Annotated in this window: 7 protein-coding genes; 4 read left to right on the top strand and 3 right to left on the bottom strand. The window is 68.2% G+C overall.

All coding sequences use genetic code 11. From position 1 onward, the window contains the following. Nucleotides 1–38: 38 nt before the first annotated feature. From QMX79_RS05360 to QMX79_RS05345, 4 genes are all read left to right on the top strand, one after another. Complete coding sequence (locus QMX79_RS05360) at nt 39–3,209, top strand: multidrug efflux RND transporter permease subunit (protein ID WP_282245131.1); 3,171 nt, start codon at nt 39–41, stop codon at nt 3,207–3,209. A 25-nt stretch (nt 3,210–3,234) separates the two neighbouring features. After that, entirely contained in the window at nt 3,235–3,972 is a 738-nt protein-coding gene (locus tag QMX79_RS05355; protein WP_282245129.1) for an SDR family oxidoreductase, read from the top strand. Continuing rightward, nucleotides 3,966–5,396 (top strand): efflux transporter outer membrane subunit, encoded by a 1,431-nt coding sequence (locus tag QMX79_RS05350; protein WP_282245127.1) that lies wholly within the window; start codon nt 3,966–3,968, stop codon nt 5,394–5,396. Before QMX79_RS05355 ends, QMX79_RS05350 begins: the two co-directional genes overlap by 7 nt. Before the next feature lie 201 nt (nt 5,397–5,597). After that, entirely contained in the window at nt 5,598–5,822 is a 225-nt protein-coding gene (locus QMX79_RS05345; RefSeq protein WP_282245125.1) for a hypothetical protein, read from the top strand. Between the two features lie 32 nt (nt 5,823–5,854). Here QMX79_RS05345 and QMX79_RS05340 read toward each other — a convergent pair whose 3' ends face one another. The 3 genes from QMX79_RS05340 to QMX79_RS05330 form a co-directional block, all read right to left on the bottom strand. Next, nucleotides 5,855–6,721, bottom strand: a complete 867-nt coding sequence (locus QMX79_RS05340) for an endonuclease/exonuclease/phosphatase family protein (protein WP_282245123.1) — start codon at nt 6,719–6,721, stop codon at nt 5,855–5,857. Nucleotides 6,722–6,815: 94 nt separating this feature from the next. Further along, the gene (locus tag QMX79_RS05335) at nt 6,816–7,484 is read right to left on the bottom strand and encodes a hypothetical protein (protein WP_282245121.1); all 669 of its coding nucleotides are present in this window, start codon (nt 7,482–7,484) and stop codon (nt 6,816–6,818) included. Nucleotides 7,485–7,557: 73 nt separating this feature from the next. Further along, on the bottom strand, nt 7,558–15,126 hold the full coding sequence (locus QMX79_RS05330; RefSeq protein WP_282245118.1) for a deaminase domain-containing protein: 7,569 nt from the start codon (nt 15,124–15,126) through the stop codon (nt 7,558–7,560). Nucleotides 15,127–15,145: the final 19 nt, after the last annotated feature.

The following is a 15,145-nucleotide window of genomic DNA, read 5'->3' as shown; positions in this document are numbered from 1 at the left end:
CTGCACGCCGGCGTTGGTGAAAACCCAGGAATCCCCTAATGGACTTTTCCCGTTTCTTCATCGACAGGCCGATTTTCGCGGCGGTGCTGTCGATCGTGATCTTCGCCGCCGGCCTGATCTCCATACCCATGCTGCCGATCGGCGAGTACCCCGAAGTGGTGCCGCCGTCGGTGGTGGTGCGCACCGTGTACCCGGGTGCGAACCCGAAGGTGATCGCCGAAACCGTGGCCACCCCGCTGGAAGAGGCGATCAACGGCGTTGAGGGCATGATGTACCTCAAGTCGGTGGCCGGTTCGGACGGCGTGCTGCAGATGACCATCACCTTCCGCCCGGGCACCGACCCGGACGATGCGGCGGTGAAGGTGCAGAACCGCGTCGCCCAGGCGCAGGCGCGCCTGCCGGAAGATGTGCGGCGGCAGGGTGTGACCACCCAGAAGCAGTCGCCCACCTTCCTGATGGTGGTGCACCTGACCTCGCCGAAGGGCAAGTACGACACCCTGTACCTGCGCAACTACGCCCGCCTGCATGTCAAGGACGCGCTGGCGCGCATCCAGGGCGTGGGTGATGCGCAGATCTTCGGTGGCGGCGATTACGCCATGCGTGCCTGGCTGGACCCGGACAAGGTCGCCGCGCGCGGCCTGACCGCCAGCGACGTGGTGCGCGCCATGCGCGAGCAGAACGTGCAGGTCTCGGCCGGCCAGCTCGGCGCCGAGCCGATGCCCAACAGCCAGTTCCTGACCCTGATCAACGCCCAGGGCCGCCTGCGCAGCGAACAGGAGTTCGGCGACATCGTGCTCAAGGCCGGTGTCGATGGTGAAGTGGTGCGCCTGTCCGATGTGGCCCGTGTGGAACTGGGCGCCGGCGATTACACCCTGCGTTCGCAGCTGGATGGCAAGAACGCGGTAGGCATCGGTATCTTCCAGGCCCCGGGTGCCAACGCGCTGGAAATCCGCGATGCGGTGATCGGCACGATGGACGAGATGCAGAAGACCTTCCCGGACGACGTCAAGTACGAAGCGGTGTACGACACCACCATCTTCGTGCGCGACTCGATCAAGGCGGTGGTCTCAACGCTGCTGGAAGCCATCGCGCTGGTGGTGCTGGTGGTGATCCTGTTCCTGCAGACCTGGCGTGCCTCGATCATTCCGCTGATCGCCGTGCCGGTGTCCATCGTGGGTACGTTTGCCGCGCTTTACGTGCTGGGCTTCTCGATCAACACGCTGAGCCTGTTCGGGCTGGTGCTGGCAATCGGCATCGTGGTCGATGACGCGATCGTGGTGGTGGAGAATGTTGAACGCAACATCGAAGAGGGGCTGACCCCGCTCGCCGCGGCGCACCAGGCCATGAAGGAAGTGTCCGGGCCGATCATCGCGATCGCGCTGGTGCTGTGTGCGGTGTTCGTGCCGATGGCGTTCCTGTCCGGTGTGACCGGCCAGTTCTACAAGCAGTTCGCCGTCACCATCGCCATCTCCACGGTGATCTCGGCGATCAACTCGCTGACCCTGTCGCCGGCGCTGGCGGCCCGCCTGCTCAAGCCGCACGACGCGGCCAAGGATGCGCCGACCCGGATCATCGACCGCCTGTTCGGCTGGGTGTTCCGTCCGTTCAACCGCTTCTTCAAGTCCAGCTCGGAAAAGTACGAGCGCGGCGTGTCGAAGATCCTCGGTCGTCGTGGCGCGGTGTTCGTGGTGTACGCGGTGCTGCTGGTCGCCACCGGTTTCATCTTCAAGGTGGTGCCGCCGGGCTTCATCCCGACCCAGGACAAGCTGTACCTGATCGCCGGTGTGAAGCTGCCGGAAGGCTCGTCCATTGCCCGCACCGATGAAATGCTGCGCAAGGTCGCAAAGATCGCCCAGGAAACCGAGGGCGTGGCGCACACCATTTCGTTCCCGGGCCTGAACGCGCTGCAGTTCACCAACACGCCCAACACCGGCGTGGCGTTCATTCCGCTCAAGCCGTTCAACGAGCGCCATGGTCGCACCGCCGCGCAGATCAACGCCGAGATCAACCAGAAGATCGCCGGGCTGCAGGAAGGCTTCGCCTTCGCGATGATGCCGCCGCCGATCCTGGGCCTGGGCAACGGCAACGGCTACCAGATGTTCATCGAAGACCGCGGCAACCTGGGCTACGGTGCGTTGCAGACGGCGGTGAGCCAGATGCAGGGTGCGGTGGCACAGACCCCGGGCATGGCCTTCCCGATCACCAGCTACCAGGCCAACGTGCCGCAGCTGGATGCTGAAGTGGACCGGGTCAAGGCCAAGGCCCAGGGCGTGCAGCTCACCGAGCTGTTCGACACCCTGCAGACCTACCTGGGTTCGTCCTACGTCAACGACTTCAACGAGTTCGGGCGTACCTGGCAGGTGATTGCGCAGGCCGACGGCCAGTTCCGCAACAGCGTGGAAGACATCGGCAAGCTGCGTACCCGCAACGACCGTGGCGAGATGGTGCCGATCGGTTCGATGGTGACCATCAAGGAAACCTACGGCCCGGACCCGGTGCTGCGCTTCAACGGCTACCCCGCCGCGGACCTGGCCGGTGAAGCCGACCCGCGCCTGCTGTCGTCGGCCGAAGCGATGAACAACCTGACCGAAATCGCGGCCAAGGTGCTGCCGGTCGGCATGACCACCGAATGGACCGACCTGAGCTACCAGCAGGCCACCCAGGGCAAGGCCGCCTTCATCGTGTTCCCGGTGGCGATCCTGCTGGCGTTCCTGGTGCTGGCCGCGCTGTATGAGAGCTGGTCGCTGCCGCTGGCGGTGATCCTGATCGTGCCGATGACGCTGCTGTCGGCCCTGTTCGGCGTATGGTTGACCGGCGGTGACAACAACGTGTTCGTGCAGGTCGGCCTGGTGGTGCTGATGGGCCTGGCGTGCAAGAACGCGATCCTGATCGTCGAATTCGCCCGCGAACTGGAAATGGGCGGCAAGGGGATCGTGGAAGCCGCGCTGGAAGCCTGCCGCCTGCGTCTGCGCCCGATCGTGATGACCTCCATCGCGTTCATCGCCGGCACCATCCCGCTGGTGCTCTCGCACGGCGCCGGTGCGGAGGTGCGCTCGGTGACCGGTATCACCGTGTTCGCCGGCATGCTCGGTGTGACCCTGTTCGGCCTGTTCCTGACCCCGGTGTTCTACGTGGCCCTGCGCAAGTTCGTCAGCCGCAACGGCGGCGGCAAGCTGGTCGCCCACGGCGAATCCACTCTCCACCATTGATCCTGACCCCTACAAGGAATCACGCATGAATACCGCTACCTCCAAGATCGCCCTGGTCACCGGTGCCACCCGTGGCATCGGCCTGGAAACCGTGCGCCAGCTGGCCCAGGCCGGCGTGCACACGCTGCTGGCCGGTCGCAAGCGCGACACCGCCGTGGCCGAAGCGCTGAAGCTGCAGGCCGAAGGCCTGCCGGTGGAAGCGATCCAGCTCGACGTGGTCGACGCCGCCAGCATCGCCGCCGCCGTGCAGGAGATCAGCGACCGCCATGGTCGCCTCGACATCCTGGTCAACAACGCCGGCATCCTGCTCGACAACCCGGCGCTGGCCCCTTCGGCGCAGACCCTGGACACCTGGCGCAGCACCTTCGACACCAACCTGTTCGCGGTGATCGCCGTGACCCAGGCCTTCCTGCCGCTGCTCAACCAGTCGCCGGCCGGCCGCATCGTCAACGTGTCCAGCATCCTGGGTTCGCTGACCCTGCACAGCCAGCCGGGTTCGCCGATCTACGGCTTCGCGGTGCCGGCCTACAACGCCTCCAAGAGCGCGGTGAATGCCTGGACCGTGCAGCTGGCCTATGAGCTGCGCGAGAGCACCACCAAGGTCAACACCGTGCACCCCGGTTACGTGAAGACCGATATGAACAGTGGCGAAGGCGAGCTGGAAATCGCCGATGGCGCACGCTCCAGCGTGGGCATGGCACTGATCGGTGCCGACGGCCCCAACGGCAGCTTCACCTACCTGGGTGAGGTGCTGCCATGGTGATCCGTGTGTTGACCGCCGCCGTTGCCAGCGCGCTGCTGGCCGGCTGCGTCAGCGTCGGCCCCAACTACCAGGCACCGCCGGCGCAGCCGGTGGTCCTGCAGGGCGCGGCCGCGCCGGTGTTCAGCACCACCTCGCCGGTGGCCAGCTGGTGGGCGCAGTTCGATGACCCGGTGCTGGAACAGCTGGTGCACGATGCACTGGGCGACAACCTGGACCTGCGCATTGCGATGGCCCGCGTGCGTGAAGCGCGTGCGGTATTCGTCGAACAGCGTCTGGACCAGTTGCCGCACGTGACCAGCGGCGGCAGCTATGACCGCCGCAAGGCGCCGGATCTTACCGCCGGTGGTGAGCGCGTCTTCAGCGAAACCTACCAGCTCGGCTTCGATGCCGGCTGGGAGCTGGACCTGTTCGGCCGCCAGCGCCGTGCCGCCGAAGCGGCGCGTGCGGACCTGGGCGCCGAGCAGGACAACCTGGCCGATGCGCAGGTGACGGTGGCGGCTGAAGTGGCGCGCAATTACTTCGAACTGCGCGGCACCCAGAAGCGCATCGAAGTGGCCAAGCGCACGCTGGTGAACCTGCGCGACACCCAGAAGCTGACCGAAACCCGGTGGGACCTGGGCGCGGGCAGCGAGCTGGACGTGCAGAGCAGCCGCGCGCGGTTGAAGGCGATCGAGGCCGACATTCCGCTGCTGGAAGTGGCCGAAGTGCAGTCACGGCATCGCCTGGCGGTGCTGCTGGGCCAGCGCCCGGATGCACTGGACACGCTGCTGGAACCGCGTGATGCCGCGCCGTATGCGAAAGCATTGCCGCTCGGCGATACCACCGACCTGCTGCGCCAGCGTGCCGATGTACGCGTGGCCGAGCGTCGCCTGGCCGCCGCCACCGCGCGGGTTGGCGTGGCCACCGCCGACCTGTTCCCGCGGATCAGCCTGAGCGGGTTCGTCGGCTTCCTGTCCGGCGATGCCAGCGGGCTGGTCAACGGCAACAACAAGGCGTGGTCGGTGACCCCGTCGATCAGCTGGGCCGCGTTCGATTTCGGTACCGTGAAGGCGCGCCTGCGGGCCAGCAAGGCCCAGGCCGATGGTGCGGCTGCCGAGTATGAGAAGGCGGTGCTGCTGGCGCTGGAAGACACCGAAAACGCGTTGACCCGCTATGCCAAGCAGCAGGCCCGCCTGGCGATCGTCGCCGAGCAGGCCCAGGCCGCACGGCGTGCCGAACAGCTGGCGCAGATCCGCTATCGCGAAGGGTCGGAAGACTTCCTGACCCTGCTCGATGCGCAGCGTACCCAGTTGGCCGCCGACGACGCGTTGGCTGCGGCCGAGTCGACCGTCAACGTCAGCGTGGTGGGTGTGTACAAGGCGCTGGGCGGTTGGGGCCAGCAGCAGGACGCAACTCCGCCGGCGGTGGCCGGCACGATGCGGTGAAGGAACGCGGGGGGCGGCAAGAGTCGCCCCCTGCACACTTTGTAATGGTTCGCCGCAATGGCGTACCGGAGAACCCCGCGCTGACGGCTTTGCCTCTGCCGGGTCGGCCGGACGCGGTGCTAAAAACACCGCCTGCCCGGGAGATGCGTGATGCAACGGAAGTGCTGGAGACCGCCAGGAGACGGACCAAAGGACGAGCGCGTGTGGACGTCCTCGGGCCTGTCACCGAGCGTGATCGTCCTGCTGGTGGTGGCGGCATTGACCGTCAGCCTGGGCTTTGCGCGGTTGCCGGACAGCCTGCTTGGCATCGGCGTGGTCGGGGTCGGGGTGTTCCTGGCCATCAGCGCCCGCATCTGCCAGGCACGCGAACAACACCAGGCCCTGTGCAGGGCGCTGGAAGGAATGCGCCGGTTACCGCGCGGTTGAATCAGGGCCAGCGATTGGCCGCGCGGTGTGGGTCAGCGCGTGGACGCGGCCGGGAACACCAGCTCGGCCAGGACCGGATAGTGGTCCGACGGCACCACGCCGCCCGGCTTCTGGTCCAGCGTGGCGAATCGGTTCACGCCAAAGCCGCGCACCAGGATCCAGTCGATCTCGGCCGTGGGCGTGTCGCTGAAATTCTGGAAGGTCAGGCGCGGGCCTTCGACCTTGCGTGCCAGCTTGCGGGCATCGGCCAGCCCGGTGGTGAACGCCGCATACGTGGTGCTGCCCGGCTCGCTGTTGAAATCACCGGTGACCACCACGGGAATGTCCTTCGGCAGCGCGGCCAGCCGCTGGCTGATCAGCTTGGCGCCCAGTACCCGGCGCGGCTCGTCTTCATCGCGGTAGGGCAGGTGGGTGTTGTACAGGTAGAAACGCTTGCCATCGGCGGCACGCTCGAACAGCGCCCAGGTCACCATGCGCGGCATCAGGTTGCCCCAGGTGATGCTGCCGGCCACTTCCGGCGTGTCGGACAGCCAGAAGTTGCCCGACTCCACTACCTTCAATGCGGCGCTGTCGTAGAACACGCCCATATGCTCTTCATTGTCGCCGGGGCCGCGCGGCTCGCCGAACCACCGGTAGCCGGGCAGGTGCTGCACCAGGTAATCAGCCTGGTTGGTCTTGAGCTCCTGGGTGCCGAACACCACCGGGTGCTGCTCGCGCAGCAGCGCCACCATCGCATCGCGACGGTCCTCCCAGCGCTTGTTGGGTTCGGTGTCCACCGGGGTGCGGACATTGAATGACATCACCCGCAGCGGCTCGGGGGCCTTGGCCAGGGCGGAGCCGAGCGGCAGCGCCAGCGCGATCAGGGCCAGCAGGGCCGGACGACGAAAACGAGACAACATGGGAATCCCTCCATTCCGTGAAATCGTTTGCAGAGGGTCGCATGGAAGGGTCGCGCGTGGATATGCACAGCTTGGCGGCAGCGGCCGCAACGGCTCAGCTGGCCAGCAGCAGCACCCCGATGGTCATGTTGATCGCCGCGCCCAGCGCCAGTACCCACAAGGTGGAGAGGATCGTATTCAGCCACGAACGCTGCAGCGCCACCTTCAGCCAGCCGGCCTGCACCACCACGAACCAGGCCCCTGACAGCAGGGCGGTGGCAATGCCGATGTTGGTGGACAGCTGCCCGGGCAGGCGCACGAACACCATGCTGGTGGACAACGCCACCGCGAAGGGCGCGGTCAGGTAGCACTGCATGAAAAACGGCCGGCGCAGCGATTCGCGGGTCATCGGGATCCGCTTGCGGCGCAGCAGGTGCACCGTGGCTACCAGCGGCCAGATCGCAAAGGTGATCGAGCGGTACAGCAGCAGGCTTTCCTCGTTGCCCATCACCGTGCGCGACAGCTCGCTGGTGCCGACCACGGTCTGGTGCATCAGCAGCTCCACCCCGTGCGCGACCAGCACCGCCAGCATCAGGAACATCGGCGGGCTGATCGCATCGTCGAACTGGCGTTCCAGCTTTTCCTTCAGCTCGGTATTGACGTACTGCGCCATCCGCCGGGGATGCACCACCACCCGGTACAGCGTGCGCGGGAAGAACAGGAACCAGGTGCAGAGCTCGTACAGGAACTCTTCCAGCGAACGCAGCAGCTTGAGGAAATCCATGCAGGCCTCCGGCGCGGGGCAGGGCGCGAGGCCGCAGGACGCGGCGCCGCCGGTACCAGCATGGCCCAGGGAGCTATCGCATGCCAGCGTCCTGCCGCCACTGGTCGAAGTAGGTGACCAGCCCTGCGTCGGGCTCCAGCCGCTCCGCAGCGGCGGGCAGTGGCTCGGGCACGCGTGTGGGGGTTCCGTAGTCCACCATGTAGCGCACCGAGAAGGGGTCGGCATCCGGGAACCGGTTGCGGAGCTGCTGCATCACCACTCCGCCGCAGGAGCGGCAGGTGTCCTGCAGCGTCCACAGCTTGAACGAGATCGCGCGGGGGTGTTCCTCCATGGCGCTGGCGATCAGCCGCTCCGAATCCACCTCGCGGCCGAACGGGCGCGCTTCGAGATTGTCGAGGTTGCGCACCACCGGGAGGCTGGTGATGGTCTGCAGGGGGGCTACCCCCTGCATCGCCTTGCGGGCATCGACGAAGCGGGTGCCGTCACCGAGCGATGCGTCTTGCCGCAACTGGAGGTTGCGGCCCCGCTTTCCGCCGGAGAGCGCGTACAGGATGGTCCGCTTACCGTCATCGGAGATGACCTCGAGGAACGCCAGGTTGGTGCCCTTGAGGTGTACCTGGATCGACCGGCCGGCATCAGGCAGGGCCAGCGCGGTCGCATCCAGGGGCTGCCAGATGCCCTTGCCGCCGGTGGCCGGCAGCAGCGCATTGAGGACGTCGGCAACCTCTTTGCGTTCGTCCTCCGTGGCGCTGCCCATCGCCTTCCAGTCCGGGATGCGGCGACGCGCGATCTGGACGAAGCCAAGCTGTTCGCGCTCGCCGGTCAGCACGCTGTCGGCGTAGCGTTTGAGCACATCCGGGCGCCCGCGCGCGGCGAAGTAGTCGACGTACGCTTCGTAGGTGGGGAACTGCGCCAGCTGGTCCTCGCTCAGGCCGGGACGGATGAAGCTGTACGCCAGTCGCGCGATGTTCTCCCGATCCTGTTCCAGGTAAGGGCGCAGCAGGTTCATCCGGTAACCTTCCGACGTGCGCAGGTACGCATGGATCGCCGCAGCATCGCGTTCGTTCTGCAGGCGGGTGAACTGCAGTTCGGCGCCGGCGTCGAGGGTATCCGGCAGCGCGGCCTGGTAGAACACGCCATCATCAGGCTCGATGCACAATCCGCGCAGGAACGGCGATTCCACCCGGACCGCACGCAGGCGGCGCGCATCCTTTATGCCGGGCACCAGCGCGCCGACGTCGACCACGGGCAGCGTGTGCTGCAGGCGTGCCAGATCTGCTTCCTGCGGCGCCGCGCCGAGACCGAAGTCGGGTACATCCACCAGCGTGCCGCGCAGTGTGTCGGGATAGCTCACGCTGGCGGGCAGGCCGAGCGCATCGCGCTGCGTAACCGGCAGCGGGGACAACGTCGGGGGTGCTCCCTTCGCCGATGGGGTCCACGTGCAGATCTCACCCTTGTGCACCATCAGGCGCAGCGTTTCACCGGTGTCGGGGGAGGCGTGGCCCAGGTCCAGGGTGAACTCGCGGGTAGCGGCGGCGAGGGCGTCCAAGCGCTCCGGTGGAAGGGCGCCGACGTCCAGGTCGCTGGCCGCATCCGGAACGAAGCGCAGTCGCGACTGCCGCGCACACGGCAGCACCTCCAGCGAACGGCGCGGGCGGCAGCTCGCCGGCAGCGGCTGCCAGTGACCGGGCTCCGCGCCAGGTTGGACTTCCAGTGCGTCGCCCTCGGCGTTGAGCCTGTAGCGCTGGCCATGGAGCAGCACGTCCCACTCGTCCTCGCCGTGTGCGAGGAATTGCACCGGCGTATCCCCCACTGAGACCTGCAGGCCCCGTTCGGTGCGCCGTGCCGGAATCGTGGTGGGCAGCTCGTTCTCGAACGTGAATCCCTCAAGCGGAGGGCCGTAGGCCTGCCCGGTGAAAAGATCGAACCGATGCCACGCCGTGCCCTGCGCGATGATCAGCGCTGAGCGACCATCGGCCAGCCGCGCCTCGGCCAGTGAAGGCGTGGCGGCGCGCAGTTCGCGCACGGCCGCTGCGGGCGCCGCGCCCTGAGCCAGTGCGTGTTCCATCGCCTGCGCCGAACCGTCCAGCGCGGTTCCGCTGCGAAGCGCACGGCGCAGCCACCCCGCGCGCTTCAGGGCACTGGTCCAGGCGTGACTGCCCACCCACAACGCGCCCTTGCCAACGTTCTCGATAGTGCCGATGCCGCCTTGCCGGACAAGATCGGCGCCGAGCTTGAGCACCGCGCCGCCGGCCTCGGCTGCGATGGATCGGATGCTGCGTTCGCCGGCGGTGCGCACGATCAGTACCGTGGTGCTGATGAACTCGCCGACGGGCACGAGCGCCGATAGATCAAGCGCACATCCCACCAGGGTGCGTGCGGACAGGTCGCCGTCACGCAGGTGTTCGACACAGGTAAAGCCGGGCACCACAAATTCCGCCAGCTGCTTGAGCATGCGGCGCTCGCGCTCCCACAGCTGCTCCAATCCGGTCAGCTGGGCCAGTTCTTTGGCCCGTACGCGATCCAGCACCGGCTGCCAGAGGTGCGTGGCGGCCATCTTCGCGATGGCCGGCAGCTTCTGTGCATCGCTGCCGCGGATCGCCACGCCGGTGGAGGCCAGGGTAAGGCCTGACAGCGGGTTGAGATCGTTGCCATCGCGGGTGCGTCGCACCGCGCCGCTGATCAGCCCTTCGAAATCGATCAGCGGACCCAGCGCCGGGTCTTGCCACGCGCGTCGAGCCATGCCGGGCTGCGGTACCACTTCGAAATACACCGTGGCGTCGTCACTGTCCGGTGGGTCGCAGCTCACCAGCAGGCCCTGGTCGGCCTGGCGGTCATCGCAGCTGACCCGCAGCGTGCTGCAGGTGCCCTCCTGGAGCAGCCGCCGGTCATCGGCCGGCAGGCCTTCCAGGGCTGTCTCGATCAGGCCGGCCAGCCCGGCTTCCACGCGGCGCTGGTAGGCGTCGAACTCGCTGGCATAGCGGTCCGCGCTGGTGGGGCCGGATGTGGAGACATAGGCGTCCGCCACCAGCAAGGCCTGCAGCGAATCATCGTTGGTGACGAGGCGCTGCACGCGGGCGTCGTCGACCGGGTTGCCTCCCACCGCCGCAGGCTTGCCCAACGCCAGCAGGTCGGATTCGAAGCCGATCAACCGTGACGGTACGATGCCGTGTTGCGCGAGGTAGTCGTCTCCGATTTCAGCCGGCCGCTTTGCCCACAGCGCAGGCTCGACCCCGGCCTCGCGCAGCGTCTGCGCGGCGACATCCATGCGCCGCGGCGCGGGGCTGCCCAGCTGCTCCACATGCAGGGCGTGCTCACCCTGCCGGGTGTGCAGAAACGTGAGCGCCTCGCTGATCTGTGCGGCGCTGAGCTCGTCCAGCGGGGTGGTGTTGTTGATCGCACCATGGGCGCTCGCGTACGCCACCGCGGCCGGCACCACGGTTCGCGCCCACGCGTCGTACAGATCGTCATGCTCACCGGGCGCATGCGCCGGCATCCCCAGCTGCGCGGGCAGGGCCGTGATCGTATCGAAGTCGACTCGACCGCACGCACCGGGCTGCATGGCGTCAAAGAGGGTCGCTGCATGTCGGAGCGTCACGCTCAGCGGGGAGCTTCCGTAGCTGAGGTACTCGGGAATGCCGCTGACCAGCAGCGCAGGCTGGTCCAGCTCACTGGCCAGAATCCAGTACACGATCTCCAGTGCCGCCGGCGATGCGCCGGGATTGGCCTGCAGCACCGCATCGCGCAGTTCGCGGGCGAGCTCGCTAAAGCGCGCATCGACGACGGAGGGGGAGGCGAATCGATCACGCAGGGCGTCGATCCGGTCACGCCCCACATAGCGTTCGAGCATCTGCGTTGCCAGCAGTGTCTGCGCGCCGCGCGAAGACGCCGTTTCGCCATCAATTCCGCCGTGCCAGCCTGCCTCGGCCAGCAGCGGCCGGCAGAAGTCGGCGAACTGGCGGGTGCGGCCCATCAGCGCCCACGCGTCCACGGCGGCCAGCGGCGCCGCATCGCTGTCGCGCTCACTGCGCGGGTGCAGCAGTGAAAGCCCGAAGCGGTCGAGCAGGGCATCCAGTTCCGGCAGTTCGCCCGGGTCGAGGCCGGAGGGAACCAATGCGGGCGTCTGCGTTTCGCGTAGTGCGTACTCGGGCAGCGCCCGCTCGATGGCATCGACGGGTGCGGGAAGATCGCTGCGCGGCGCCAGTAGCGGGAACTGCAGGGGTGCGTTCGGCGGGTTTGCTGTACGCGCGTCTGGCGGCAGCAGCGCGGTACTGAAGGCGATGGCCTCATCGGTGCTCAATGCCGGGTAACGCGCACGCAGCGCGATCGCCAACGACAGCACCGGCGCGCCATCGTCGGCAAGCGAGCGCTCGCTCCATCCGGTAAGTTCGCCAGTCAGTGCGAGCTGGCCCTGCGCCGAGGCCGACAGCAACGCGGCACACGTGGTAGCCGTCAGCGGTGCGGCATGGTCCAGTCGCGAAGGCGCGGTGCCGCCCGGCAGCGGGCGCAATAATTGGCGCCAGACTGTGTGGCGCGCATCATCGCTGCCGCACCAGTCATCGAGTGCAGCGGGACCTTCCATGATCCGCGTCCACAACACCGGCACGCCCTGCGCCTGGCGCGTCTCCACGCGCGAGGCGCTGGCACGGTTCACCACGTCCACCAGGCCCCACCGGCTGTCGTAGCCGTCCGGGGCGCGCCATAGCGCGGCCAGCGCACTGGCCGGTTGCAGCGTCAGCCATTCGGCCGGTGACAGGTGCCAGGTCGAGCCGCGCTCGAACGGATTTCGCCAGTCGCCCAGCGTTTCACCACCGGGCAATGCCGCCAGGGTACGGAAGAAGCCGTGTGCAAGCTCCGGCGTGACCGCTTCGCTGCCAATGCCCAGCGTCGAGGCGATCAGCTCGCGGCTTTCATCACCGCGCATCAGCTGGAGCAGGGCGCGCTCCTGCTCTGCTGCCGTCTCCGGAAAGCGCTCGCTGCCCAGCAGATGACGGATCACCGCACCAGGCAGAGGCCGACCGATGCTGATCGGCGGCAGCAGCCGGCGCAGCGGCATCGGGTTGCCACCCAGATCCATGCGTTCGAGCAGGTCCAGCACCGGCGAAGAACGGGTGTCGCCCACCCACGCGAGGAACGCCGCACAGGTTGAGTACGCCACGGGGTACCAGGGATCGGCCCGTTCCATCGGCATGTCCACGCCGGCATACAGTTGTACCAGCGGTGCGATCAGATCCCGGGTCAGCACGCGCATATCGCTGCGGCGCGGGTCGATGACCGACTGCAGCGCCGGTTCCAGGTCGTCGTAGCGCGCCAACGACGCGGCAATGTGATGGAACAACGCGCCCAGTTCGGTCGCCCAGTGCGTGCCCGCCATCGCAGCGCGGCGTTCAAGATGATCGCGCCAGTCGGCCGTTGTGGGTGCTTGGCCGCGCCACTCCCAGCCTTCGCCGAACCGCAGCGGATCGACCGCGCCGCGCAGGCTGACCAGCAGGTCGGCCAGCAGCGCATCGGCGGCATCCAGCACTTCGAAGCCGGTGGCATCCAGCAACGCGGGCTCGGCCTCGACCAGCCAGCGCCGGGTCTGTGCCGGGTCCCCAGGATGCGGCACCGGCATGCCGTACGCCTGGCGCATGCGACCCTGGTGGGCGTCCAGCTGGGGCGCGGTCATCGGCACCGCCAGGCGCCCGGCAACGGTATCGGTCTGCCAGGCCAGTGCATCGAAGTACGCGTGTGCCGCCGCCAGCGGGACATCTTCCTGCGCCTGCAGATGGCCGACGGCAGCGCTGCCGGTGCGGGCCAATCCGTGCAGTTCTGCCGCGTCCTCGTCGTCGTGCGGGCCATGGGTCAGCACGTCCAGCATGCGGGTAAAGGCATACGCGCGAGCGGCATGGCTGTCGCCGTCTGCAAGCGTGCGCCTGGCGCCTTCGGGCAACACGGCGAAATCCTGCAGTGCCGCGTACCACGCGCGCGCAGGAGCGGCATCGAAGAAAGCTGCCAGTGCGGCCGGCGTCGGCGTGCGCTGCTGCAGGTCGAGCCCGGCAGCAGCGAAGGCTTCGGTCACGGCGGCGTACAGCCCGGCGGCCGTGCGCGGGACCTGCCAGTCCAGCGCGCTCCACCAGTCGCGCGGCGGAATGTGGTCCATCAGCGGGACCAGCACCGCCAGTGGCAGCGCACCCTGCATCGGCACCATGGCTTGTGCGGCTGCGCCGCCGATCAACGACGGCGTGCCAGTCGAGGCGAACGCAGGCACGCCCCTATCGGTGAGTGCACCGGACAGTGCCTGTGGCAGCACTGCAGGATGATGTACCGAGCGCGCGTCTGCGGCGGGTGCCATCGCCTGCAGCGGCGTCCGCTGCGGGGGAGCAGCAGGTCGCCCTTGGCGGGCCAGCAGCGCCCCCATCGCCGCTGCCTGCGCGCGCAGCAGGCCCGGCACGGTGCGCCGTTCTTCCCAGCACTGGCCCACCTGCGCCAGCGCGGTGCCGGGGCGCTGCCGACCGAGCAGCGCATCGCTGCCCGGTGCAGGCGTGGCGGCGCCAGCTGCCGGTGTACAGGCAACGGTCTGCAACGGAAGCATCCAGGCTGCATCGAGGTCCAGCGTCCGCGCGACCTCGACAACCGCATCCGCTGCCCGCGCGGTGTGACCCAGCAGGCGCGCACCCACCGCACCCGCATAGGCCACGCCGAAGCCCGTGCCCAGCAACTGCGGCAACTGCCCCGGCACGCTCAACAGGCTGACCAACGCACGGGCGACGCTGTTGTAACGGCCCAGCGGCCGAGCGGCTGCAGGTACCTCGACGCTGGCTTGATGGGCAACCGCCAGCAGCTGCGTGGCCATCGGGGGGATCGGGCCGTGCCCGGACGCAGTGCGGCGTTCGCCGGGCGTACCGCCGTGATGCGCGGCCAACCGTGCATGGATGGCGGCGATCTGCGCGGGTTCAAGCGCATCGAACACCGCAGGCAGCGCGGCGCGCGGTTCGAGCAGGCCGCCCTCGCGCTGCTCCTGCTGGCGCACGCGGCGCAGCGCCTGTTGCAGCGTGCGCGCCGAGGCCTCCGGCGCCAGACGCTGCAGCTGCGCGTGCACGGCGGCGTGGCGCACGTCGGTGGTCATGCCGGCGTACTGCGTGCGCTGGTGTTCCAGGGCGAGTTGCCGCGGGTCGGTCTGTGCGTGATGCGCACGATGCGCGTCCAGCAGCGCCTGCCAGCTGGCGGGAGCAACGTCGGCCGGGCAATAGAGCGCATCGCGAAGCTGCTGCAGCAGCGGATCGGTGTCGGCGACGGCCGCGCTCAGGTGCGGCCGCTCGGTGATGGACTCCACCTGCCACTGCGCGACAGGCAGCCGCAGTGCAAGCAGCAGCACGCGCCGCCAAGCGGCCGCTTCGGCGGCACTGCAGGCGGGCAGGATGCAGTTTTCCGCCAGCCACTCCGCCATCACCTGTCCCAACTGCGTGCCGGGCAGCCCGCCGTCCAGCAGTGCGTGCAGCAACGCGGTGTCGATCCGCGGCCCAACCAGCGTCTGGGCAAGCGCGTCCAGTTGCGCATGCGGCACGCCGATCAGCGGCACGATGTTCGGCGCCGGGGCCTGCGGGCGGTTCTGCACGCGCTGCGGGCCGGGCAGGCGCTGCTGTCGCACAGGCGGGCTCACTCCCCCGCGCGTTGACGTG

The sequence above is a fragment of the Stenotrophomonas sp. PS02300 genome (assembly GCF_029959395.1).
Classification (GTDB): Bacteria; Pseudomonadota; Gammaproteobacteria; order Xanthomonadales; family Xanthomonadaceae; genus Stenotrophomonas; species Stenotrophomonas maltophilia_AD.
This window is presented reverse-complemented; position numbering and strand designations above follow the sequence as displayed.

Bases quoted from the DNA above. Each gene is read 5' to 3' on its own strand.
- QMX79_RS05350 (WP_282245127.1), top strand. From the start codon at position 3,966: ATGGTGATCCGTGTGTTGACCGCCGCCGTTGCCAGCGCGCTGCTGGCC.
- QMX79_RS05335 (WP_282245121.1), bottom strand. From the start codon at position 7,484: ATGGATTTCCTCAAGCTGCTGCGTTCGCTGGAAGAGTTCCTGTACGAG.
- QMX79_RS05340 (WP_282245123.1), bottom strand. From the start codon at position 6,721: ATGTTGTCTCGTTTTCGTCGTCCGGCCCTGCTGGCCCTGATCGCGCTG.
- QMX79_RS05355 (WP_282245129.1), top strand. From the start codon at position 3,235: ATGAATACCGCTACCTCCAAGATCGCCCTGGTCACCGGTGCCACCCGT.
- QMX79_RS05360 (WP_282245131.1), top strand. From the start codon at position 39: ATGGACTTTTCCCGTTTCTTCATCGACAGGCCGATTTTCGCGGCGGTG.